This is a genomic window from Rubripirellula tenax (assembly GCF_007860125.1).
GTDB lineage: Bacteria > Planctomycetota > Planctomycetia > Pirellulales > Pirellulaceae > Rubripirellula > Rubripirellula tenax.
Window position 1 is genome coordinate 285,021 of record NZ_SJPW01000008.1, and the last position, 23,515, is coordinate 308,535.

At 55.8% G+C, this 23,515-nt stretch carries 19 protein-coding genes; 16 read left to right on the forward strand and 3 right to left on the reverse strand.

Annotation, left to right across the window (positions count from 1 at the left end):
* Positions 1-93: 93 nt before the first annotated feature.
* The gene (locus tag Poly51_RS27105; protein WP_146462037.1) at positions 94-507 is read left to right on the forward strand and encodes a hypothetical protein; all 414 of its coding nucleotides are present in this window, start codon (positions 94-96) and stop codon (positions 505-507) included.
* 150 nt (positions 508-657) lie between these two features.
* A complete protein-coding gene (locus Poly51_RS27110) occupies positions 658-2,136 on the forward strand; it encodes a sulfatase (protein ID WP_146462038.1) in 1,479 nt (492 codons plus the stop codon).
* 4 nt (positions 2,137-2,140) lie between these two features.
* On the opposite strand, the gene Poly51_RS27115 is transcribed toward Poly51_RS27110, so the two are convergent.
* Positions 2,141-3,151 (reverse strand): DUF1559 domain-containing protein, encoded by a 1,011-nt coding sequence (locus Poly51_RS27115; RefSeq protein ID WP_186775849.1) that lies wholly within the window; start codon positions 3,149-3,151, stop codon positions 2,141-2,143.
* A gap of 320 nt (positions 3,152-3,471) precedes the next feature.
* On the opposite strand from Poly51_RS27115, the gene Poly51_RS27120 reads away from it, so the two are divergent.
* The 12 genes from Poly51_RS27120 (at position 3,472) to Poly51_RS27175 (ending at position 17,488) form a co-directional block, all read left to right on the forward strand.
* Positions 3,472-4,089, forward strand: coding sequence for a hypothetical protein (locus tag Poly51_RS27120; protein WP_146462042.1), 618 nt, complete (start codon positions 3,472-3,474; stop codon positions 4,087-4,089).
* Between the two features lie 245 nt (positions 4,090-4,334).
* Positions 4,335-5,468, forward strand: coding sequence for a DUF1559 domain-containing protein (locus tag Poly51_RS27125; protein ID WP_146462044.1), 1,134 nt, complete (start codon positions 4,335-4,337; stop codon positions 5,466-5,468).
* Positions 5,465-6,907 carry a PepSY-associated TM helix domain-containing protein gene (locus tag Poly51_RS27130; RefSeq protein WP_146462046.1) on the forward strand — a complete coding sequence of 481 codons (1,443 nt, stop codon included), beginning with the start codon at positions 5,465-5,467 and terminating at the stop codon, positions 6,905-6,907. Before Poly51_RS27125 ends, Poly51_RS27130 begins: the two co-directional genes overlap by 4 nt.
* Before the next feature lie 347 nt (positions 6,908-7,254).
* Positions 7,255-8,268 carry a serine/threonine protein kinase gene (locus Poly51_RS27135; RefSeq protein WP_146462049.1) on the forward strand — a complete coding sequence of 338 codons (1,014 nt, stop codon included), beginning with the start codon at positions 7,255-7,257 and terminating at the stop codon, positions 8,266-8,268.
* Positions 8,269-8,457: 189 nt separating this feature from the next.
* Positions 8,458-9,000, forward strand: a complete 543-nt coding sequence (locus Poly51_RS27140; RefSeq protein WP_146462051.1) for an RNA polymerase sigma factor — start codon at positions 8,458-8,460, stop codon at positions 8,998-9,000.
* Entirely contained in the window at positions 8,997-9,548 is a 552-nt protein-coding gene (locus Poly51_RS27145; RefSeq protein ID WP_146462054.1) for a hypothetical protein, read from the forward strand. The genes Poly51_RS27140 and Poly51_RS27145 overlap by 4 nt, the downstream gene beginning before the upstream one ends.
* Positions 9,545-11,011 (forward strand): hypothetical protein, encoded by a 1,467-nt coding sequence (locus Poly51_RS27150; protein WP_146462056.1) that lies wholly within the window; start codon positions 9,545-9,547, stop codon positions 11,009-11,011. Before Poly51_RS27145 ends, Poly51_RS27150 begins: the two co-directional genes overlap by 4 nt.
* A 59-nt stretch (positions 11,012-11,070) precedes the next feature.
* Positions 11,071-11,964 (forward strand): hypothetical protein, encoded by an 894-nt coding sequence (locus tag Poly51_RS27155; RefSeq protein WP_186775850.1) that lies wholly within the window; start codon positions 11,071-11,073, stop codon positions 11,962-11,964.
* Positions 11,965-12,126: 162 nt separating this feature from the next.
* Positions 12,127-12,690 carry a hypothetical protein gene (locus Poly51_RS27160; protein ID WP_146462060.1) on the forward strand — a complete coding sequence of 188 codons (564 nt, stop codon included), beginning with the start codon at positions 12,127-12,129 and terminating at the stop codon, positions 12,688-12,690.
* 70 nt (positions 12,691-12,760) lie between these two features.
* Positions 12,761-14,548, forward strand: a complete 1,788-nt coding sequence (locus tag Poly51_RS27165; protein ID WP_146462062.1) for an ABC transporter ATP-binding protein — start codon at positions 12,761-12,763, stop codon at positions 14,546-14,548.
* Entirely contained in the window at positions 14,545-16,371 is a 1,827-nt protein-coding gene (locus Poly51_RS27170; RefSeq protein WP_146462064.1) for an ABC transporter ATP-binding protein, read from the forward strand. Before Poly51_RS27165 ends, Poly51_RS27170 begins: the two co-directional genes overlap by 4 nt.
* A gap of 58 nt (positions 16,372-16,429) precedes the next feature.
* Positions 16,430-17,488: a peptidase M42 gene (locus tag Poly51_RS27175; protein WP_146462066.1), complete on the forward strand. Its 1,059-nt coding sequence runs from the start codon at positions 16,430-16,432 to the stop codon at positions 17,486-17,488.
* A 15-nt stretch (positions 17,489-17,503) separates the two neighbouring features.
* On the opposite strand, the gene Poly51_RS27180 is transcribed toward Poly51_RS27175, so the two are convergent.
* Together Poly51_RS27180 and Poly51_RS27185 are read right to left on the reverse strand one after the other, a co-directional pair.
* On the reverse strand, positions 17,504-18,088 hold the full coding sequence (locus tag Poly51_RS27180; protein WP_146462068.1) for a superoxide dismutase family protein: 585 nt from the start codon (positions 18,086-18,088) through the stop codon (positions 17,504-17,506).
* 118 nt (positions 18,089-18,206) lie between these two features.
* Positions 18,207-20,231, reverse strand: a complete 2,025-nt coding sequence (locus tag Poly51_RS27185; protein WP_246114811.1) for a LamG-like jellyroll fold domain-containing protein — start codon at positions 20,229-20,231, stop codon at positions 18,207-18,209.
* 235 nt (positions 20,232-20,466) lie between these two features.
* On the opposite strand from Poly51_RS27185, the gene Poly51_RS27190 reads away from it, so the two are divergent.
* Both Poly51_RS27190 and Poly51_RS27195 read left to right on the forward strand, forming a co-directional pair.
* The gene (locus Poly51_RS27190) at positions 20,467-21,447 is read left to right on the forward strand and encodes an endonuclease/exonuclease/phosphatase family protein (protein ID WP_146462070.1); all 981 of its coding nucleotides are present in this window, start codon (positions 20,467-20,469) and stop codon (positions 21,445-21,447) included.
* 488 nt (positions 21,448-21,935) lie between these two features.
* Entirely contained in the window at positions 21,936-23,498 is a 1,563-nt protein-coding gene (locus Poly51_RS27195) for a circularly permuted type 2 ATP-grasp protein (protein WP_146462215.1), read from the forward strand.
* Positions 23,499-23,515 lie beyond the last annotated feature (17 nt).

Here is a 23,515-nt window from a genome sequence, read left to right on the forward strand (position 1 = left end):
ATTTTGTTCTCGTCTTGCTCTCGGCGGCTCCGAATTGGTAGGTCCAAGCAACTTTATGAGCCTTGGGCGACAATCTTCTGGGAATCCGTTTCGATGCCAAAAACCAACACAACACGCCATTCGCCAATACGTGTCGCTTTGATGCTGATCGCGGCCGCCACAGCCTTTGGTGTCTCGACAAACGCGGCTGCCCAAATCGTTTCGCCGTCACTGACCGTCACTCCGCGCGACCCGATCGCAACGCTTTCTGACCAACTGATCAATCGACTCCACGCGACCCAGCAAGACCAACGCGAGTACTTGGCGATCGTGCTGGGAAAAGTCAAATCCGGCGCCCTGGACGCTCGGCTCGTCGTTGCGATTCAGCGTTACGCCATCAAGCGGAACTCGTCATTCCCGTTCCCGTTCTTCGAGCGAGCGATGCAGTACGAGGCGGCCAAGCGAGGCGTCAAGCTGCCGACGTATCACGAAGTCGCATCGACATCGAGGCCCATGCCGGGTCGCTGAACGCTGGAATCACCGAAGAATACCGCTGGCCGAATTCTCTTCGGGCGCGCATCCGGCGCGGACGTCGACTAAATTCATTGTCGATGGTCGGTGGGACGTTCAGGTCCGTAAAGTCGCCGCCATTCCCGCGATTTCAGGATCGAGCCCCGCATGTCATTTCAACGCACGATGTTTCGCATCGTCCTTCTTATCATGGTCGGCGCCATCCACGGGCCAACCGACACAGCGATTGCGCAGCAGGACATCGGCGCCGAACGCCCGAATGTCGTGATGATTGTGATCGACGACCTGAATGATTGGGTCGGATGTTTGGGTGGGCACCCACAAGTGCAAACGCCTCATATCGATTCGCTCGCCAAACGTGGCGTGACGTTCACAAACGCCCATTGCCAGGCCCCCATTTGCAACCCGTCGCGAATCAGCATGTTGCTGGGCCAATTGCCGTCCACGACCGGGCACTACTTCCTAACGCCCGGCTTTCGCGATGTGGAAGTCACTCGAAATGCCGAAACTTTGTTCCAGTCCGTCCGTCGCCAGGGATATCGAACCGAAACGATGGGCAAGATTTTTCACGCCAGCGCCGACAAACCGTCGTTCGATCTTGCCCAACGTTCAAAAGGGATTCGCGGTCTGCCGAAAAAGCTGCACTATGATTTGCCCGGATCCCATCCCCTGTGGGATTGGGGACAAGTAGATTTTCCCGACGAAGATCAGCGTGACTATCACACGGCATCATGGGCGGCCCAACGGTTTCCCGAACTGGCCAAGGCAGACCAACCGTTCGTGATGGCCGTTGGTTTTTATCTGCCGCATGTTCCCATCTATGCATCCAAGAAATGGTTCGATCTTTATCCGATGGACGAACTGGTGATGCCAACCGTCCCCGAAGGTGATCTCGACGACGTCCCGCCGATTGCGATCGAGTTGAGCAAGAATATGACGGCCCCACGCAACGAATGGATGATCGAAAATGGCGAGGACAAAGAAGCGGTACGTGCTTACTTGGCATCGATATCGTTCGTCGATCACTTGGTGGGAATGGTGCTGGATTCGGTCCAAAAGTCTGGTCACAGCGACGATACGCTCGTCGTGCTGTTAAGCGACCACGGTTTTCATTTGGCTGAAAAGAATAAGTGGGCCAAACGCAGTCTGTGGGAACGGACGACGCGAGTACCCCTGTTGGTTGCTGGACCTGGAATCGCAAACAACGCGCGTTGCGATGCCCCCGTCGGCCTGATCGATGTCTATCCGACGCTGTTGGATTTATGTGCCTTGCCGCAGCAAGAGAATCTGGACGGACATAGCCTGCGGCCATTGCTTGAAGACGTGCAATCGCCATGGCAGCACCCAGCGATCTGTACATTCGGCCCTGGCAACCATTCGGTTCATTCCACCGACTACCATTTCATCCGTTACCGCGACGGATCGGAAGAACTCTATGACCGGCGAAGCGATCGACTGGAGCAATACAATCTTGCAAACGATTCATCGATGTCCTCAGTCCTTGATGAACATCGAAAGTGGATTCCCCAGAACGACGCGCCGATGGTTCCGGGCAGTCGAGGTTCCGACTCGCCACTTTACGGTGAATCCAACGGGCTTCAAAAAGCGATGAAGCGAGAGAAATAGAGGATCACCAATCGCCTTCGATCACTTCATGCCCATTGCGAGTCCCCAGTGCGTGCCAAATCGTGCGGTCGATTGAATCAGTAATCGACGACACGCTGCCATCCAGCTTAGCGGTGTTGACGAGCCCGACGTGATGGCTGCGTGAAGTGATAGCCGCATAAGTCGGATTTCCCGCGGATCCGTCTTTGCCTTCTTGCCACGAATTGAAATCCGTTTGCGGATACGTTTGCCCGGCGATCGTGAAGGCAACATTTGCGTTAGGCGGAAGCGTGACCGTGAACCCGGTGTGGTGGACTCGACCGTCCGGCCATTCGGTGTGCCCGGTGTCTTTGAACTGGGCTCCGCTGGCGACGACCATCTCGGCTTCGGCGGTCGTTTCGGGCAGCGAAGTCGATGATGGGCCACCGTTACGTTGATAGGGCGTCCACGCTTTGACTTCCGATGTCAGCAACGTATGACTGGTGCCGTCCAAACAGTCACGGAAATCAAAGAACTTGTTTGGCGCAAACATGCCATCACCCGACTTCTCCGTCGCCGGATCGAAAACGAACCAACGACCAAAATTGAATCCGTAACATGTCGGATAGAGCGACGGCCGGTTGTCTGAAAACGTTCGCACTTGATCGCTTCCTGGATCACTCGGGCATGCATAAACGGGAACTTTCAACCCATCGATCAAGCGTTGATCGTCCCAAGCCAGCGAAAGGTCGACCGTTTCATAAATGTTGCCCTGTTCCAAGAACGGCAGAATTCGGCCGTGTACGCCCCACGAACCGTTGTTGCCCGTCGCATTGACCGACAGATCAACAATCGCCGAAGGTGGAAGTCGTTTGAACGCACTTTGATAGTTGTGGCACGCCAACGCGATTTGCTTCAAGTGATTGCTGCATTGCATCCGCCGAGCCGCCTCACGTGCCGCTTGGACGGCCGGAAGCAACAGACCCACCATCACTCCGATGATCGCGATGACGACGAGCAATTCGACGAGGGTGAAGCCACTGTGTCTGGATCGCATGTTTCGCAAAAAGATCGAGGATGAAATCGAATTTACCGTTCCGATTCATCAACGTACGCAGACACCGTGCCAAACCCGCGATCGTTCCCAAACACGCGATTGAGCAGGGTCGACGACGACGGTCCATCACACGGGGCGGTGTTTTCACCTCGCATGGTGGTTTTTCCGACACCGGTCGGCGATGCCAGCGATCGATCCAAGTGAGCTGCGGCGAATTGACCTTTGGGGCTGCCAGCAATTGCCGAAACAACGGGATCCGGCGAAAATGAAGAACGTACAGTCCTCGAGTATTCTCCGACTTTCCCCGTGTTTCAATCGGCGTGACCCTTCCCAAGTTGTTTGTCGGCAAACGAACCCATCGCAGCTGCATCGGATGGACGATGTTGGCAGTGATGGTCGCTACGCTATTTGGCGTGCCTTCGATGGGGCGATTCGATCGCCAAAGTGCATCCAAGACCGAAGAACGTTTTCCGTGTGAAGATTGTCCGTGCGGTTGCTCGACGGCTGAATATTGCTGGGACAAATGTTGTTGCCATAGCGATCGCGAAAAGTTGCGATGGGCGGCGAAAAACGCGGTCAAACCGCCTCGTTTTTTGGTGAAACGGGTCGCCGACGCAGATTCTGTCTTGGCGTGTACGATTTCTGCGACGAACGATGACGGCAAAGTGTCTTCGTGCTGTTGTTGTGCTAAGAAACCCACTCCCAAGCCCACGAAAGATTCCGTCGCCGATGATTCGACCATCGGTACTTCGGTGGTTTTGATTTGGAAGGCTGCGGAATGCCGCGGCTTAAAATCGTTGTGGACGTTGTTGTCGACGGCGCTGATCGAAGTGAAATCGTTGTCGATGGATCCTGGCACGGCCATCGTCGACCGAATCGTTTTTCAGGACCACTTTTTGCTCGGTCGCGTTGATCATCCAGATCCGCCGGTGCCCTAGCACCCCTTCTTGATGGGCGGCGAGCAATCGCTGCTTTCTCATTATTTCGTTTGAACACCCCGACGCGGTGCTAGCGTTGTGCAGGAGGGTTGGTCGTGAATATCACGATTGCTCGACAGCCGATGCTGGCGTATCGCCGCGGATCAGCACCTTCGTTTTTCGATGGATGCGGATGCGCCGCGTATCGGGCTGCGCAAGCGATGCCTATCGATCCAAAAATACCTTTCGCTTGATTGCAATTTGATATGAACTATCCAAGGATTTCTCCTATCCACAAACCACTTCCATCCGGTCACCGTCGCTCGTTCGGATTCACGTTGGTGGAGTTGCTGGTCGTGATCGCTATCATCGGCGTCCTCGTCGGAATGTTGCTTCCCGCCGTCCAAGCGGCGCGCGAGTCAGCGCGGCGAATGAGTTGCAGTAACAACTTCAAACAGATTGGGCTGGCGCTTCACAACTATGAATCTGCCTTCAAGACACTTCCTCCGGCCGGAACGCTTGATGCAGACTTTTCGGTTCAAGCCCGCATCCTGCCGTACATCGAGCAGTCTGGGTTGAACGACCAACTCAGCTTCAACGTGCCTGCGTTCAGCGGCAATTGGGCCGGAAAAGTACCGCATCCCGCAAACGCCGCGGCGTTTGCGAATGCAGTAGGAACTTATCTATGCCCCAGCGATCCCGCGGCGGCAACAACAACCGTCACGGTGTCGGGCAACGATTACACGTACGGTGGAAACAACTACCTGGCCAGTTTCGGCAGCAACCGAAAACAAAACTATGATTTCCGTTGGAAGACGGACGGCATGTTTTTCTCGCCGCACGGCGTCAAGTTCAATCACGTTCTCGACGGCCTTTCCAATACGGTGATCATGAGCGAGACAGTACGCAGCGAAGGCGGCGACCAAACATTGCCAACCGGTCAACTTCCGCGAAGACCGTACACCATGACGTTGAACGGGTCATCGGGTGTCAGCCCGGCATTGCAAACGAAGCAGGGCATGTCGGCGGGCGGCGTTTGGGCGGCGTATTTGAACGCCGACGGGTTGATCGAAAACCCCGACGTCGCCGCGATTTGGAACACGTTTTCGAATTGGCGTGGTGGATCGAGCCCCGCGATTCGTGGCCGGGGAATGAGCTGGGCATTTACGGGCGCAATCAACTCGATGACCAACGGCTACCTGTCACCTAACAGTCCCACGCCCGACATTGTCACGCATTGGACCGGATACTTCGCGCCACGCAGCTATCACACCGGTGGCGCACTATTGCTGTTTGCCGACGGATCGGTCCACTTCCTAAGCGACAGCACGGATACCGAACTGCATCGTGACTTGCACAGCGCCAACGGTCACGAAGTGATTCAGGGTTTCGCACCATGAACGATTCACCCTCTACCCAATCGAAACCAAGTGGTCGTCGGCAATGGCCCGACTATGCGTCGGTTTGGCGCTGGCATTTTTACGCAGGAGTGTTTTGCATTCCGTTCGTGATCGTGCTATCGATCAGCGGAACCATTTACCTGTATCGGCCTCAGATCGAGGCGTGGCAAGAAAGACACTACGACCAATTGCCCGTGGACGGACGATCGCCCATATCGCTGATGCGTCAAGTTGAATCTGCCGTCGCGAGCGTGGATGGCGGTCGATTCGTTTTGGCAGAACGCCCCCACGCCTTCGATGACTCCGACCCTACGACATCGGCTACACGAGTGATCGTCGATCGCGGAGGTGATCGATTGCGAATTTTTGTCCACCCCATCGACGGATCGGTCTTGGGAACCGTCGAAGAGGATCAGCGGTTCGTCCGTGTCGTGCGGCGCATTCACGGTGAACTCTTGCTGGGAAAGCGAGGCTCGTATCTGGTCGAACTTGCGGCAAGCTGGACGATCGTGATGGTGTTGACAGGACTGGTGCTATGGTTGCCGCGCAAGTTCCAGCTTGCCGGAGTGGTCTATCCACGATGGAACGCCAAGGGGAAATCGTTTTGGAAAGACATCCACAGCGTTGGCGGTCTGTGGGCGTCCGGACTGATTGTGTTCTTAGTCGCAACCGGGTTGCCTTGGTCACTTTTCTGGGGCGACTATTTTAAGTCGATCCGCAAGGTGACGGGTACGACGCACGCCAGTTCGCATTGGGACAACGGATCACCGAAGGGCGAACATGCCAATCACGAGGAGAAACGTCCGGCCCGATCGGGTTCTCCGCCTTGGAGAAGCCCTATACCCGATCCATCCACATTCCATTTATCGCAAATCGATCGCGTGGCCCCGTTTGCACAGTCATTGAATTGGTTGCCGCCCATCACCCTTGCACCGCCCAGCAACGGCGGTTCGATTTGGACAATCAAATCGGAAACCGCGAATCGGCCGCACCAGCAGACGTTGCGATATGATGCCGAATCGCAAGAGCCGGTCGGTGTCGAAACGTTTGCGGACAGGCATTGGGTTGATCGTGTCGTTGGTCAAGGAATTGCCCTGCACGAAGGACAACGATTCGGCCTTGCCAATCAATTGATCGCATCGGCCGTGACCGGAATGCTGTTGATTCTGTCGGTTACGGGGATCGTCCTTTGGTGGCGTCGGCGCGATTCGTTTGGGCTCTCGCCGCCCGCGTCGATTTCTCGACACGGCAGGATCACCGATCGCATCAGTCGCGGACGCTGCATCGGACTGGGGTTAGCAGTCATCGGACTGACGATCTACTTACCGCTATTCGGGCTTTCGCTGGTGGTGGTTTTGCTGCTCGATGGGTTGGTCTTCACCAGGTTCACGCCCCTAGCGATCTGGTTGGGGCGCCGATGTGCCGCCGTTGGACCGTGAAAACAACGGCGATCCATTGAAAACGCCGCTGCTGAACTAACATGTACCGGAACAGCCGACCACGCTGAAAATGCCGCGAAAGAAGGGAGTTCCGTAGTGACCGTTGCGCCGTCTGCCGACCGACGGTGCGGGTTTGTGAATGACCGATACGTTTACCCGTACGATACGGGTATAACTAAAGGAAGTATTCAAGCGTCTTGATCCCCGTGGGGCATCTTGACGCGGGACACGATGACGATGGGAATGCAACGTGTGGCGGAGCAGACGGAGACGTCACAGTCCTTTCTGTTGCGACGCTTGTTCGAGTTACACGATTGCAAATGACCTCAGGAGGATCGAGATAATTCATCATGCTTTCCATCTCCAGCACCGACATCCAGCTTCCTTCGCCGTTGCCAACGGGCCTCGATCGATACGCCGATCGGAAGGAAATGGCTCGCGGCGGCAATGGACTTCTCTATTCGGGGTTTGATCTGATCGTCGGACGGACGGTTGCGATCAAGATGTTGTTGCCCGAGCATCGTCTGGATCGCACGTTTCGCCGGCGACTGCTTCGCGAAGCACGCGTCACGGCCCAATTGCAACACCCCGGTACGGTGCCGGTGTACGAAATCGGTGAAGACGACGAGTGCGGCATCTACTACACGATGAAGCGGATTTCGGGCGAAAATTTCTTCAACGTACTGCGGTCCATCGCAAAGGGCGACGAGGAAGTGTTGCGGGCTTTTCCGCTGTATCGACGGATCGAGATCATTCAAGACGTTTGCCAAACGCTCGCCTCGGCGCATGTAAGCGGCGTGATTCACCGTGACGTAAAGCCTGAAAATATTTGGGTTGGAAATTTTGGTGAAGTCACATTGCTGGATTGGGGCACGGCAAAGGTTTGGGGCGAATCGATGCCGTTCATGACCGAGCCCGAAGGCCAGCGTCGCAACGTGATTCGCGACTCGGCTTCGGACGACAGCGTCGTCCACCAAACGGGCGACTACGATCTGCCGCCGTTGACACCGGCCGAGAAAATGGTCGGGACCCCGACCTACATGTCGCCCGAGCAAATCGGAAACCGCGACATCGACGATCGCAGCGACATTTTTTCCGTGGGAATTTGCCTGTACGAAGCGATGGCGATTGCGGAACCATTTCGAGGGGCCGATCGCGACGAAACGTTCGACAACATCTGTTCGCGTCAACCGACACCTCCGAGCGAGCGATCCCCGACGCGAGGGATCCCGGAATTGGCCGATGATATTTTTGCCAAAGCGACTAGCAAGCAGCCGTCCCGTCGACAACAAACCATGCGTGAGTTAATTGCCGATTTAGATAAGCTCTTGCAAGTGGTTGGTCAGTCGCCCGACCCGTAGCGATCCCGAACTCCCTGCGTTGATCGTATTCGCGTGCTAGCGAGGCGATCGCCGCGGCGGCCTTTTCCTTTTCCAGCTTTTTCGGAAATACGCTGGGATGTCGATCGCTCGACGGCATCCTTGAATGTGACGACCTTGATTGGGACGGAACAGTGAAGCCATGGGCGACCATGCGGAAACTCGGCACGCGTGACTGGAGACGCATCGAACGTGATCGACGCGGCAGATCTATCGCAACTTTGGAACGATCACGCGAGCCGTTTGCTGCTGATAGCGCGGTCGATGGGTGATGCTCGCGGTGTGTCACTTGCCGACGATGCGGTGCAGGAAGCGTTCATCGCCTTGGCGTTGCAACCAAAGTTGCCCGACGATCCGTTCGCTTGGATGGTACGCGTCGTACGGAACCAGATTCTGAGTTGGCACCGATCGGGTGGTCGCCGAAAGAATCGCGAGTCCATGCTCGCGAAATGCGACTGGTTTCAAACGGACGTCGCTGCCGGCATCGACGCCGACGAAGTGACACAACGATTGATGCACTTAAACTCGCCAACTCGCGAGGTGATCGTGATGCACGTTTGGGGCGAAATGACTTTCGATGCCATCGCCGAGGTACTTCAAATTTCGCGGTCCAGCGCCCATCGCCAGTTCACCCAAGGCATTGATTCGCTGCGACAACAACTTGCCCCGCCCGACCTGGCTACGGAAGTATCCCATTCCGAGAGATCATCATGAACGACAACGACAACCAGACGTGGGTCGAGAATCTGCGACGATTGCAACCGACGCCTATCGAGTCACCAAACGAAACGATGTTTCGAATCGGTTACGCGACCGCGCAGCGTGAAGTCAGTCACGAGCGTCGCAGTTTTCCGATTCGCGGTTGGATGATTGCCGCGTCTTTGGTCGCTTGCACCGCCGGTCCGCTCGGTTACTGGACGATTCAACTGCGACGCGAATTGAGACACTTGACCAACGTTGCATTGCCGAAGGCGACGTCTAAGCAGGAACCAACGATCGGGATTGCTGCCCGAGCCCGCCAAAACCCTCTTCCGATGAAACCAACTCGCGTCTTCGTCGACCCCTCGTTGCCCGACGACATGCTTGTCGCCTTTCATCGGTCGATTGAAATCAACGAAGACGGCAGCCTTCCGATGATGGACCGTTGGACTGGGTTTCAGCAGGCTTCGCGAAGCCAGCACAGCGACTCCGCCGCACAACCGTCGACGCTATCCGTTCGCGACTTGCATACAATGACCCACGCATTGGAGACCCGACGATGAAAAACGTCTTTTCGTTACGAGCCATCGGGTCGTTTTGGATCGTGGCATTGGCGTCTACGGCGCCGATGACCTGGGCCGACGACGGCGCGGCGCCGCGAACCGTCTCGATCGCACCGATGGCTGCCCCCGATCCCATGCTTCGCTATCGCTTTTGGCCTGCTGCCGAACATCGCCAGGACCGCGATCCAATGCCGGGTGTTTTGCGGGCGTTGATCCTGATGCATTCCGCGGTTGCGAACGCCGCGGACGACGAACCGAACGAATATGAGCAGCATTTTCAATGGAATGAACTGCCGCTCGACCAGCTTCCCGTCGACGACGTGCATCGCTCGCTCGACCGATTCAATACATCGATCAACGAATTGATGCGAATCGAGAATGCGATGAAGATTCATTACGACCTTGGCGTCGAAGCGTTGTCGGTGAACGAGACGATCGGGCTTCTGTTGCCTGAATTTCAAGACATGCGGATGCTTTGCCGGATCTTGGAACTAAAAGCTCGGCTGGCAATATTGGAACATCGCTACGACGAAGCGATCGAAACCGTGCGCATCGGATTCAGATTGTCGGAAGTCGCGTCGCAAAGCACGCCATTTTTGGTCGGGCGACTGATTGGAATCGCGATCGCCGAAAGAATGCTGCAAGTCGTCGAGGCCGCCGTGGTGCAGCCCGACTTCCCCAACGTCTATTGGGCGCTGGCGGCGCTGCCCAGCGAAAGACTGTTCGAAGTACGTCAGGCGATCGAGTTCGAATCGACGCTGCTGACAAAAATGTTACCCGGTGCGCCCGACATGTCGTCACCAACAATCGGTCAAGACGCGGCAGCTTCGCAACTTCTCGATTTGGCGGACCAAGCACACGGCGTCCTCGTCGGAACGACGTCTTCACCAGACGATGATCATCGCGCTGCAATGCTGATGATGGGAATGTACGTCGCGATGATGGCGGAACCGTCTCGGGATGGGCTGCAATCCACAGACGTTTGGAAAAACCGTGCGGGTGAACTTTCGGATTGCGAAGCGGTGTTACGTTGGACGAGCCTTCGTTTGCGTCGCTTCCGAGACCAATGGGAAGCATGGCAGACGCTCCCACCCGACGTGTTCGCCGCGTCTCAATCCCAGCGCTGGATGCTGGCCGATGATTCCGAATCGCGTGACTTGGCTGTCCGTGTAGCTCGTGAGCTGACGCCGTCGTTTCAACAGTATCTATACAACTTGCGAGCATACCAGCATCGGTCTTGGTTGATGACCATCGAAGCAATTCGAATGCACGCGGACCAAACGGGCGAACTTCCGGCGACGCTAGAAAAACTTTCGCCGGTTCCGGCTTGGGACGACCCGATCGCGAGTGGACCGTTCGTGTACCAACGTACCGATGCCGAACACGCCACGTTGACGAGGGCTAGCACCAGCGGCAACGACGTTGACTTGACGGTTCAACTTGTCTTGAAAGGAAAATCATGATTTCGTTTCGTTTGCTCGGTTCGATACTTGCGTTGCTTCTGTTTTCCCCGGTAGAAGCCATGAGTCAATCGGTGCTTCATGTCGAAATACCGCCGGTCCTGATCAACGATGTAGCCCCCACCGGTGTCAGACCTCACGCTATGACGCCCTATTTGGAATCGTCGTCATGCATCTTGATGGAGCTTGGGATCAAGGAACTAGATTTGGAAAGCGTTTCGCTTTGGATCGGCGAGCTCGGCGATGAAAGTCCGATATTGAAATCTCCATGGTTTGAAACCATTCGGCGGATCGCCAAAAAAATTGTCACCGAAGGTGGCAACCGGGCGTTCGTCGCTGCATCACCACGAATGTATCTTGAGGGCGCACCGCTGGTGATGATTCCGACATCGTCTCCTGCCGCGGCGAGTCGGCTTGCCAGTTCGATTGAATCTGTCCTGGATTCATCACCGTGGAAAATGCTCGTGCGTGTTCAGACAGATCACAAGTCGGTTTTGATCGGGACCGCTGAGACGATTGGGCGCGTGATGCAGCCGCGACCGGCCGGACGTGGGGACCTGTCATCACCGCTAACCAGCGCCGATGTGTTTCCTCATCGCGCCGTCATTTCGATTAGCGATGCGACTCGCGGAAACTTGGTTGCACTGTGGCCAGATACGCTGCCCGGTCGCTGGGGTGTGGACCTGAACCCGAAGCAAACAATGGTCGATGTCATACGAATGACTCTATCGATGCGATTAACGCCGAAGCTTGACGCCAGCTTGAAACTCGAGACCCCGGATCTGGCCGCGATGGAGCGGACGCAGGAAGCCGTTACCCGATGGATTTCTTCAAGATCTGGCTGTGATGGAGTGACGGTCGCTGATGAAGGAACCGAACTTACTGTGTCGCTGCCAGAATCGTTTTTCGCCGAAATCTTGAAAAGCAAGAAATTCCAAGCTCAAACGCCCGACTGATTCACACGGCCGTTCATTACCGCAGTAGGGTCGTCTGTGGTTTTTCCTTGTTGGCAATACGAACCGTTCCTTCCGCGTCTTGCCAGTGACGCTATAAAATAAGGCTGCCGTCTCGAACGTATCGATGCGACACAAGACGATCGACACACGCGGGAAACGGTCATGGGATTTACGATTCAGTACTGTTCGACCGAGGCGATGCATCCGGCCCAGGCGTTCGAGATCAAGCAGGACGCAAGCATTTTGAGCAGCGGATTCACGTGGCTGAGTTGTGAACCGGTCATTTTGAATCAAAAGTCGGACGGCCGGTTGGCGGGTGCCAGCAAACCGAACTTCTTTGCCGATCCGCCCCCAAGCGATGATACGAATGCCGAGGGACTTCCCGATGGCAACGTTTTGACCATGACCGACGTCCTTTGCGAACTGTCGCGCCGGCACAAAATCAATTGGAAGATCGGCCACGATTATGAACAGGACCCCATCGGCGAAATCCGTGCCGGTGTCATCGACCCGGACCTTCTAGAACAACTGGAAGCATTCGGATCGATCGGCGAGTTGCTCGACAGCATGGCGGACGATGACGAGGAAGAAGACGATCTTGCATTGAGGGCGAGTAGGCTCTCGTTTCTTGCTGATCAAGACAACGTCAACAAAGGCAAAGTCGACGAAGACCAAGCGGATGATGACGATGAACCTCGCTTGTTGAAGTTTCCCGGACGAGACTGAAACGATTTCTACGCCTGAATCTAGCCTTCGATGGTCACCGGACGGGGACCTTTCTAACTCGGCCGTCGTCATGCGATTGCTGCGATTGGCTTGGGGCTACCGTGGTTGGTGCGCCGCGATGTTGGTTTTACAGGCGGTTCTGATGGCACTCGCCGTGATGTTGGTCCAAATCGGTGGGCTTGCAATCGATGTGATCCGCTTTCATGCAGGCGACACCCCGTCGATGCCGACACTTCCCTTTGGCATTCGCTTTCCCGAATCCTGGCCTGCGATGACGCAGGTGATCGCCTTGTCCGGATCGATGATCTTGATCGCAGTGGTCCGCGCGGCGTTGAACTATTCGTATGCGCTCGTTTCTGGGACTCTGGTCCATCGCAAAATCGTCGTTGATCTTCGAGCCGACGTTTACGCGAAACTGCAACGGCTAAGTCTGCGGTTTTATAACGACCAACCTGCCGGCACCATCATCAATCGCGTGACCGGCGACGTCCAATCGACGCGAACGTTCATCGATGGCGTTTTGATTCAGTTGTCGATCTTGGTGATGTCGCTGGTCGTGTATCTGTTCTTCATGTTACGAATCGATATCGGTTTGACGATTGTTTGTCTGATGACGACACCGATCGTGTGGTGGACCAGCATTCGGTTTTCGCAAGCCGTGCGGCCGATGTATGACCAAACCCGCCATTTGTTTGACGCACTGGTCTTGCGAGTATCCGAATCCGTCGATGGTGTCACCGTGATCAAATCACTCGGTCGCCAATCCGCAGAGATCGCGCGGTTCAAGGAAGCCAACGATCTCGTTCAGACTCAACAACAAGCAGTATTCGTAAAGGTCAGCCGATTCGGTCCGTCGATTCAATTTCTGACTCAAATCAACTTAGTCGTTCTGTTGATGTACGGCGGATACTTGACTTCGATCGATCGATTGTCGCTGGGCAGCGGGTTGATCGTCTTCGCGGGACTGCTGCAACAATTCAGCAACCAAGTCGGTAACCTGTCGGGCTTGGTCGGTACCGTTCAACAGTCGCTGACCGGTGCCCGGCGCGTTTTCGAAGTGCTTGACGCGGCAGAGGAAGTCGTACCGCCCGATGATCCATGGGTACCCGAAACCGTTCGCGGCGAGATCCGGTTTCAAGGCGTCTGGTTCCAATACGGAGATGGTTCGCCAGTGTTGTCGGACATCGTTCTAAAAGTGCGCCCGGGCGAGAAGATTGCGATCATGGGTGCGGTGGGGCAGGGTAAATCGACACTGCTGAGCTTGATTCCCCGGTTCTATGATCCGCAGTGCGGAACGATCGAAGTGGACGGCGTCGACGTGCGCCGCTGGGACCTACCAACGCTACGCCGCAGCGTCGGCCTGGTGTTGCAAGAACCGCTGTTGTTAAGCAACACGATCGGCGCCAACATCGCCTTTGGATTCCCGAATGCTTCGCGAGAGCAAGTTCGTATGGCTGCGCGATTGGCGGCGGCGCACGAGTTCATCGAAGCATCGCCGATGGGTTACGACACGATGTTGGGCGAATTTGGGATGTCGCTATCGGGCGGACAACGGCAAAGATTGGCGCTCGCGAGGGCGTTGCTGACCGATCCGGCGATTCTGTTGCTTGACGATCCGGTCTCGGCGATCGACCCGGAAACCGAACACGAGATCGTGTCGGCAATGAACGCGGCAAGCGTCGGACGGACCACGTTGACGGTCGCCAATCGAATCAGCACGCTGCGGGGCGCCGACCGAATCATCATTCTTGATCATGGAAGGATCGTGCAAGAAGGCAGCCACGAAAAGCTGATCGACGAAGCCGGCCACTACCGCGACGTCGTGCTCAGCCAATCGTCATCGGAGTCGCAGCCATGAACTCCTCGAACGCTTTCCCCGCAATGGTCAAGGTGATCCGCGATCCGGATGCCGAGGCACGGCGCCGCCCGCTTTCGATGGCGTTGATTCGTCGACTGTGGACGCTGATGCGTCCGTATTCGCGCAAACGAAACGCATTGACCGGACTCGTGTTGCTTCGTGCTTGCCAATTGCCAGCCCTAGCATGGTCCATCGGCGCCGTGATCAACGGCCCCGTTTCTGGCCGGGCCCCGTTCGCCTCCATCGCGTTTGCTTCGCTGGGCGTGTTGGCGTTAGCCGCCTGGACTCAGTTGACGCTGGTTTATCGGCAACGAATGGCACTTGAACTGGGCGAGGCGATCATTCACGACCTGCGTGGACGCGTGTACGAACATCTGCAAACGATGCCGATGTCGTTCTACACGAAAACGAAAACCGGTCGCGTGATCAGCAGGATCACCAGTGATTGCGATTCCGTTCGTACCGGTGTCCAAGACGTGTTGTTTGTCAGTATGGTTCAAGGCGGCCAAATGATCATCGCGGCGATCGTGATGGGATGCTATGACCTGCCGCTGCTTGTGGTCGTGTTGGCGATGAGTCCGATACTTTGGCTGATCGGTAAGGTCATGCGAGGTCGCTTGAGCCAAGCGTACCGCGACGTCCAAGAGAGCTTTAGCCGCGTGACGGCAACGATCGCCGAGTCGGTCTCGGTAATCCGAGTGACCCAGGCACTTGCTCGCGAAGAAACCAATGCCGAATTGTTTCGCCAGCTGACCGTTGACCACGCCGAATACAACATGAGAAGTACGCGCGAGGGTGGCCGAATGATGCCGCTGCTTGAATTGACAGGCCAAGTTTCGCTGGGGCTGGTCCTTATCGTGGGGGCCTATCGGGCGATCATCGCCAATGATCCCATGCCGGTCGGCGACCTCATTCAGTTTTGGTTCCTAGCAGGACTATTCTTCAGCCCCATTCAAGTGCTTGGCAATCAATACAACCAAGCACTGACCGCCATGGCGGGTGCCGAGCGGGTGTTTGCATTGCTGGACACCGAGCCGCTTTGGACGGACCTTCCCGATGCCAAACCGTTCGCCGAACCGATCCTCGGCAAACTTGAACTCAGCGAAGTAACGTTCGCATACGAACCCGCGCGTCCGGTCTTGATCGACGTTTCGTTGCACGTCCCCGCGGGTTCGATGGTGGCGTTGGTTGGCGAGACCGGCAGCGGCAAGTCGACACTGGCGTCTTTGGTAGCTCGGTTTTATCTTCCCGACCAGGGAACGATTTGTATTGACGACCAAAACTTGCGTGAGATCACCACCGCATCGATCGCCCGCGCCGTATCGGTCGTTCCCCAACAGAACTATCTGTTTAGCGGCACGGTGCTGGATAACATCGTGGCCGGCCGCAGCGGCGCGACCGAGTCGGATGCGATCGCTGCTCTTGAATCACTGGATTGCAGTTGGTTGATCGATGACTTGCCCGAAGGGCTACACACCCAGGCCGGATCACGTGGCGGGCGGGTCTCGCTGGGCCAAAGACAATTGATTTGTTTTGCTAGAGCATTGGTGGCTGATCCGCGCGTCTTGATTCTTGATGAGGCCACCAGCGCCGTGGACAGCTTGACGGAGGTGCGAATTCAAGCGGCATTATCGCGATTGCTTCAAAACCGAACCAGCTTGGTGATCGCCCATCGTTTGAGCACGATTCGGGCGGCCGACCAAATCCTGGTATTGTCCAACGGTCGCGTCGTAGAACGAGGCCAGCACGCCGAAATGCTGCGTGCTGAGGGGCCCTATCGACGCCTACACGATCGTTTTGTGGCGGGGCACGACGTGTTTTAGGGAATCGGGATTGAGCCGGCGGACTTCGTCACCTAAAGGTAATGGCAAGGATTTAACTATGAAAAACAGCATCGATCTTGCCGGCGACCTTGATGAGTTTCTTATCCTGTTGCGCGGATTGGTTCGTGAACCGTCGGTGATTGGCAGCGAGGACGCTTTCTTTCGCGTGCTCCGTCGCGAACTCGACGAACTGCCGATCGAGGTGACTCGGTACCACGGACTGTTGGTTGCTCGTGGAAAAGCCCCCAAGGGCCAGATTTTGTCGGCTCACGTCGATCGGCACGGACTGATTTGCACCGGACCCAATGAATTCCAATATGCCGCGTTTATCATTGCCAATCGCAGCGAAATGACCGGCGACAGCGTATCGGAACAAACGATGGAATTGATCGCCGATCGGTTCCACGGCCAACGCGTTCAAGCTCACACCCCGTACGCGGGAAGCTACCTGGGCCAGGGCACGATCAACCGATCCTTCATCTGTCCGAAGCGACGAAACCTGATCTTTGAAGTCTCGGGGCTCGACTTCTTGCAACCTGGAACGCCCGTTTCCTTTTTGGACCGATTGACGGTTTCGAGTGGCTTCGTGCGTGCCCAGCTGGACAATGTTTTGTCCGTTGCCATGCTGGTCTATCTATTTCGATGCGGCTTTCAAGGCACAGCGTTGTTCACTGCCGGCGAAGAAGCGGGACGAAGTTGGCAGCACGCGCTTGCATGGTTTCAACGACATGACATCGCCACCGATCGGATGATCGTTTTGGACACCAGCCCCTATTCCAGCGAACAAGATGCATTGGCCCAGCATGTCGTGCTACGTACGCGAGATGCGACGTCGACGTTCGCGTCCAACGTGACACAAGAACTGGAATCACGCTGCAAAACGCTGGGAATCGAATACACCTACAAAGACAAGTACGTCGAAATGCTGAACCGATCTCGCGAGAAGCCCCTCTCGTTCGGCCGCACAGAACTAGGCCGACTGATCGGTGCTACCGAAGGGCGCATCACCGGAACGACTTTGCAAGTCCCAACGACCGGCTATCACACCGCCAACGAAACAGCGTCGCTCGAATCGATTCAAGCGACGCTGCAATTGTTGAAAACGTATATCCGCTAAGCAATGTGCGGCGTCTTATTCTTTTGGTGCGTACTTGAATTCGGGATTGCCGACTCCGATGATTCCGAGTCCCACGCGAGGACCGGCCGCACCGCTGGGCTGACTGGTCAAGTCGTCCTTGTCCGCGTGAATCACAAAGGCACGACCGAGCACAAAGTGCAGTTGGGTGTTCTTTACGGTAATGTCGATACTCGCAACGCCTTCGCCATCGGCGGTGATGTTTCCAAGGTCACCGACGTGACCGTGATCGGGCGCGCCATGCGGGGCACCGCTGGGGTTGAAGTGACCGCCGGCGCTGGTGCCGTCTTCCATATTACGTAGGTCACCAAATTCATGAATGTGAAACCCATGTTCGCCCGGTGACAAGTTGCGAATTTTGCCGACCACGTGAAGGTGATCGCCGGTTTGGGAAAGGCGAATCACGCCCCGAACTTTGTTTTCCTTTGTCGGCACCACGACCGCAATTCCAAGGTTAGGCATCGCCGCGTGAGCACCCTCGGCATGATCAGCGTGAGCCTTTACTTCTTGGGCTGAAAGCTGTGGTACGGTCAGAAACGCAATGGAGAAAACGGTGGACGCGGTAAAGAGAGAGCGAAGCATGCGCGATCATCCTCGGTATCTAGAGTTGATGGGGGGGAACAGGAGTGGAAGAGTTTAGCAGCTTGAAAGTTGGATCAACAGGAATCATAGCCGCATACAAGCAAGACTGGATAAAAGGTCAGTCAGCGGCGACGAGTTGCCCTGATTCACCCAACAGCCCCATCGTCGCTGACGAGCTCTGATCGAGCACAAAAGGGCCGATGGTGCGATCCAGGTGGAGCATTAGTTTCGTCTTCGCCGAGACCGTCAAACGGCGAACGGGCGAAAAGGCGTCCGCATAGTCAGCTCCCTCGGTGATGCGGACTTCGTCAATTTTCCCAAGAAAACTGCGAGTCGCGCCCCCATTGGGGTTCGTGTCTGCACCGATGTAGAGCGGCAAACGGTTTCGCTTGCGTGTGCCTTGACCGGGCGTTGAACCGGCCAAGTTTCCGTTGACGTAGAGCCGTACCGTTGTACCGTCGAAAACCCCGGCCAAATGAGTCCACTGGCCTACCGACAATAACCCGGTCGCCTTCGCTGAAACATACTTGCCATTCAAATGTACATCGAATTGCGGCACGCCTTCATCCATGAAGATTGCAAACTCACTGCTTTCAGTTTTTGCGACCACGCCACGCATGCCAGCCAACTGCGAAGGATTGACCCACGCTTCTAACGTAAAAGGGCCATCGCCCAGCTTCAGATCAGAAGATTCGATTCGCACGGCGTCACGTTCCGTTGTCATATTCAAACAACGGTTGGGTTGGTCCGCAAAGTAGTCCGCCGGGACAGCCGACAAACCGATCGCAATGGGCGTGAACACCGGCGGCAATGCGATCCGTGCGGATTCCCCGACATAGTCCAAGTCCAATCGAAGTCGTGGGATCACCAAATCGGACTTCGGATCCGGCAACCGACGTAATTCGAGTTCGACCAACTTTGACTGCCCCGCAGCAACAGTGAAGTGATCGTGGTCAAGCGTTGTTTTCCAATCACCACCTGGCTGATCAAGTGACACGGTCACATCCACGGGGTTGGACGCGGGATTCTTGATTGTGAATTCCAACGTACCCGAAGCCGAGCCATCGACGTCCAGCAAAATTTGGTGATCCGTTTGCTCAGGACGAATTCGTTGCGCCTTGCCCATTTCGGCCAAGAATTCTTCCGTAAAATCTTTCGGGTCGATGACCGAACCGATGGGAAGCGCAGAAACGGAGATCCCGCTTTTACGAACGGTCACGACGTTCAAGTGATGCAAGTATCCGGCGCCGGGAAAGTCCGCCGACAGATGTCCGCCCGTCGTCGCCAGCGCGTAGTATTCGATTCCATCCTTGGGGCCATCAAAACGCATCTGGTGAATATGACCTGCAAAAACGGCGGACACATTTCCGGCCGACTTCAAGGTTTCGTGAACGACGTCCCAATTCCCACCAGCGTAACCGCGCCCGACCCAGCGGGGATGGTGCAAGAAAACAAAGACGTTCTCGCGTTCTTTGTGCTCATCGAGTGCTATTTTAAGAAAGTCCAATTGCGCGTCGCTCATCGTTTGCAATCGACCTTCGTGAAAACCCTTGGCGTTTGTTTCGGGGTCACCTTCGTCGCTATACAAGACGATGAAACCCGCGTCTTTGTGTCGGAAGGAATACCACAACGGACCAAAGTGTTTCTCGTAATTGGATTCATGCTGACCAGGCGGTGGCGGCGTTTTGCCTCGCCAATAAACATCGTGATTTCCGGCAACGGGGAACCATCGCATTTTCAGCCCGTTCATGATCTCCTTGAACTCGACCATCTGCTCCATCCATTCCGGCGGCTCGTTGTAGCCTTGAATCAAATCGCCCACCGTCATGACCAGGTCGGGATCGAGCAAGTTTGTATCGACCACGGCTTGTTCTAAAACCTTCAAGCCCGCAGGAACGCCACCGGTTCGGTCACCATAGATGACGAAATGAAAAACGTCCTCTTCTTTGGTCAGCGGCAGCGACTTGTGCTCACCACGGGTGGTAAAGATCTTTCGCTGATCTTCTGAAGTCGACGCGTGGTCGTGGTCGTGATCACCCTCATGACCCTCATGACCTTCGTGGGCGAGAGCCAACGAAGCCAGTAAAAGACTGGCCATCGACGCGGTCATGCAAAGCCGAAAGCGAAACAGGAAGAGATTCATGGCGGGCGATGTCCGATTCAGGGGCGTCGAGGCGGGGGCAATGGCGGGTCGTTGCGGTTGCAATTCTACATGCAACGTATTTTGCCGTGTTTGAATCCTGGCAGAGCATTGGGCGAAACAAGCAGGATTTGGCGAGCACCCCCCTCCAACGCGTCAAGAGTCTATGCCGATTGGCCGATTCCGCTGACAATGGATGCGTAGAGCAACCCTTCCCCCAAGTGATGAAAATAGTGCCTTGCGATTTCAACTGACCTCAATCTATTCGTGCCTTGCGACCGGACTGCTCTTTAGCTTCATAGGATGCGATCGCGTCGCCAAACCCGTCGCGCCGCCGACTGCTGACGTCTCGGTCGCATCGGAACCCGCGCGGATTACCGCAGAAGCGCCGGCACCCGTTTCAACGGAGACTCCAGCAGCGGTGCCAACAGATTCGGCGTCGGTCGCGCCCCATGTCGGCGAAAAGATCCGCATCTTGGCATGGAACATTGAATCCGATGGTGCGAATGCTGACGTGATTGCCGACCAGCTGGACGCCATGCCCCGTTACGACGTCTACGGATTCTCGGAAGTGCGTCCTTTGGACTTTGCGGTGATCAAGGATCGCCTGGGGGACGAATACACTTGTCGCTATAGCAAATCAGGCTACGACGATCGGTTGGCATACGCTATACGCAGCGACCGGTTCGAGATTGTCGAGCAATACGAGATCAAGAATTTCGAAGACCACGTCTTGAACCCGGGCAACTATCGATCGCCTTACATCACCGTCGTAAAAGACCTGAAGTCGGGCCAGACGTTGACGTTGATGCTGAACCACCTGGCGCGTGGCAAGGCCGAAGTTCGCGCCATGCAAGCTGCTGGTCTGCGTGCATGGGCAGCGGCGCAAGGCGATGAACCGATTGTAGCGATCGGTGACTACAACTTTGACTATGTGTTTGCGACCGACAAAGGGAACGAATCGTTCGATGAGTTCTTGCGAGACGATACGTTCGTTTGGCTACGTCCCGAACCGATGATCGACTCGAATTGGTTCGATGGCGATGGGGATGGAAACGACGACTACCCCGGCTCATTGCTGGACTTTGCGTTTGTCGCGGGAACCGCGAAAGAGTGGAAAGCCGAATGCCGAGTCCTGGTTCGTGACCAAGACTTCCCTGACGATAAAACCACCAGCGACCATCGCCCGATCGAACTGACGATTTGGCCAAGCTGGTAGTGGCTCCGCGTTGAGAGTTCTGCGTCGTTGCCCGACGAACCTGAAAAGAAAAAGTTTTCAATTTCTGCGTTGGTCTCCCGATAGCTGCCGCACCCGACGTGGCACCAAGGCGCCACGCAAATCAGGAATCTGCAAGGGTCATTGAATCGCGAAGAAGGGGGCCCAGAAGGCTAAAACGCAACCCTTCAAGTCCGATCGAACTCTATCGGTTTGAAACGAGGTTTTCGCGAAGCCGTTGCGGGGCTGGCCCCATGCGCCGACGAGCACAATGAGACCGAAGAAACGGCATGATTTTTCGGACCGGCCCTTTCCTGGGGCGACGTAACCTATAAACTACGATATTCCAGAGGCGGAAACTGGATGAAGCTCGCAGCGGGTTGCCCTGCATTTTGTAAATGCATCTACCCCGTCAATCGTTGACTTAGCAACCTGCTAACGAACGGTTTCCCCCGGTGCGATCACACCACTTCGTCGGTCTCGTTGGATCTATGACGCACAATCGTTCGCAGTCGCAAGCCTCTGCCACCCAAAATCAATCACAAACGTCCGCCCTCACTGAGCAAGGCTTCGTCGCACCTCAATTGGCCGGATACAAGTGTGAAGGATTTTTCGACGAATTGGTGGATGAAAACAATTTCGCCCGTCCAGATGCGGAAAACCTGATCGAATTGATCAACCGTCTTCCGCCGGAAGAACTCTTGCGGCGACAAAATGCGATCGAAAAATCGTTATACCGGATGGGCATCACCTTCACGGTCTATAGCGACGAAGCCGGCACCGAAAAAATCATGCCGTTCGACGTCGTACCGCGAATCGTTTCGGCCATGCTTTGGCAGCACATCGAAGCCGGCCTTAAGCAACGAATCCGTGCACTCAACCGGTTCCTATCGGATATCTACGGCGAACAAAAAATCATCCAAGACGGTGTCATACCGCGCGATATCATCGACTCGGCTCCTTCGTTCTTGAAAGAGTGCATTGGCTTGAAACCGCCCGGTGACGTTTGGTGCCACATCACCGGCACGGATTTGGTGCGAGACAATTCGGGCGGCGTCTACGTTCTGGAGGACAACCTTCGCTGCCCATCGGGCGTTTCATACGTGTTGCAGAATCGCCACGTTATGAAGCGAAATTTCCCGCAAGTCTTTGCCGCTTCGCAAGTCCGTCCCGTGAACGACTATCCATCAAGGTTGTACGGGATGTTGCAGGCGATCGCGCCGAAGGGTGTCACCCATCCGATGATCGCAGTGTTGACGCCGGGCGTTTACAACAGTGCGTACTATGAACACTCGTACTTGGCCCAACAAATGGGCGTCGAGCTGGTCGAGGGTCGCGATCTGACGGTCAAGAACGACATCGTTTACATGCGAACCACGGACGGATTGCAACGCGTCGACGTGATCTATCGCCGCGTCGACGATACGTTCCTAGATCCGGAAACATTCCGCAAGGATTCGTGCCTCGGTGTGGCGGGTTTGATGAAAGCTTATCGAGCGGGCAACGTTTCCCTAGCCAATGCGCCGGGCACTGGCATTGCGGACGACAAAGTCGTTTACGCATTTGTACCTGACATGATCAAGTACTATTTGGGCGAAGAATCCATCTTGGCGAACGTGCCAACCTACTTGTGCCATCGCGACGAAGATCGTGAGTACGTGCTTGCCAACCTCGACAAGTTGGTTGTTAAGGCGGCAGGCGAATCCGGTGGCTACGGAATCTTGATCGGCCCGCACGCTTCGCCCGCCGAACGTGAAGAGTTTGCTGGCAAGATCCGGACTGACCCCCGCAACTATATCGCGCAACCAACACTTCAACTTTCCCGCGTGCCGACGTTGGCTGGCAACGCGCTGGAAGGACGACACGTCGATTTGCGGCCTTACATTTTGTGTAGCGGCAAAGACGACATTTGGGTCATGCCGGGCGGACTAACTCGAGTCGCGTTGAAGAAAGGATCGCTGGTTGTCAATTCGTCCCAGGGCGGTGGCAGCAAGGATACATGGGTCTCCGCCGAGGCGGGGCAAGATATCGCCAGCGACTGGCAAGACGAGTAAGAAAAGTCATTGGCAGG

Bases quoted from the DNA above. Each gene is read 5' to 3' on its own strand.
- Poly51_RS27105 (WP_146462037.1), top strand. From the start codon at position 94: ATGCCAAAAACCAACACAACACGCCATTCGCCAATACGTGTCGCTTTG.
- Poly51_RS27110 (WP_146462038.1), top strand. From the start codon at position 658: ATGTCATTTCAACGCACGATGTTTCGCATCGTCCTTCTTATCATGGTC.
- Poly51_RS27115 (WP_186775849.1), bottom strand. From the start codon at position 3,151: ATGCGATCCAGACACAGTGGCTTCACCCTCGTCGAATTGCTCGTCGTC.
- Poly51_RS27125 (WP_146462044.1), top strand. From the start codon at position 4,335: ATGAACTATCCAAGGATTTCTCCTATCCACAAACCACTTCCATCCGGT.
- Poly51_RS27130 (WP_146462046.1), top strand. From the start codon at position 5,465: ATGAACGATTCACCCTCTACCCAATCGAAACCAAGTGGTCGTCGGCAA.
- Poly51_RS27145 (WP_146462054.1), top strand. From the start codon at position 8,997: ATGAACGACAACGACAACCAGACGTGGGTCGAGAATCTGCGACGATTG.
- Poly51_RS27150 (WP_146462056.1), top strand. From the start codon at position 9,545: ATGAAAAACGTCTTTTCGTTACGAGCCATCGGGTCGTTTTGGATCGTG.
- Poly51_RS27155 (WP_186775850.1), top strand. From the start codon at position 11,071: ATGAGTCAATCGGTGCTTCATGTCGAAATACCGCCGGTCCTGATCAAC.
- Poly51_RS27160 (WP_146462060.1), top strand. From the start codon at position 12,127: ATGGGATTTACGATTCAGTACTGTTCGACCGAGGCGATGCATCCGGCC.
- Poly51_RS27165 (WP_146462062.1), top strand. From the start codon at position 12,761: ATGCGATTGCTGCGATTGGCTTGGGGCTACCGTGGTTGGTGCGCCGCG.
- Poly51_RS27170 (WP_146462064.1), top strand. From the start codon at position 14,545: ATGAACTCCTCGAACGCTTTCCCCGCAATGGTCAAGGTGATCCGCGAT.
- Poly51_RS27175 (WP_146462066.1), top strand. From the start codon at position 16,430: ATGAAAAACAGCATCGATCTTGCCGGCGACCTTGATGAGTTTCTTATC.
- Poly51_RS27180 (WP_146462068.1), bottom strand. From the start codon at position 18,088: ATGCTTCGCTCTCTCTTTACCGCGTCCACCGTTTTCTCCATTGCGTTT.
- Poly51_RS27185 (WP_246114811.1), bottom strand. From the start codon at position 20,231: ATGAATCTCTTCCTGTTTCGCTTTCGGCTTTGCATGACCGCGTCGATG.
- Poly51_RS27195 (WP_146462215.1), top strand. From the start codon at position 21,936: ATGACGCACAATCGTTCGCAGTCGCAAGCCTCTGCCACCCAAAATCAA.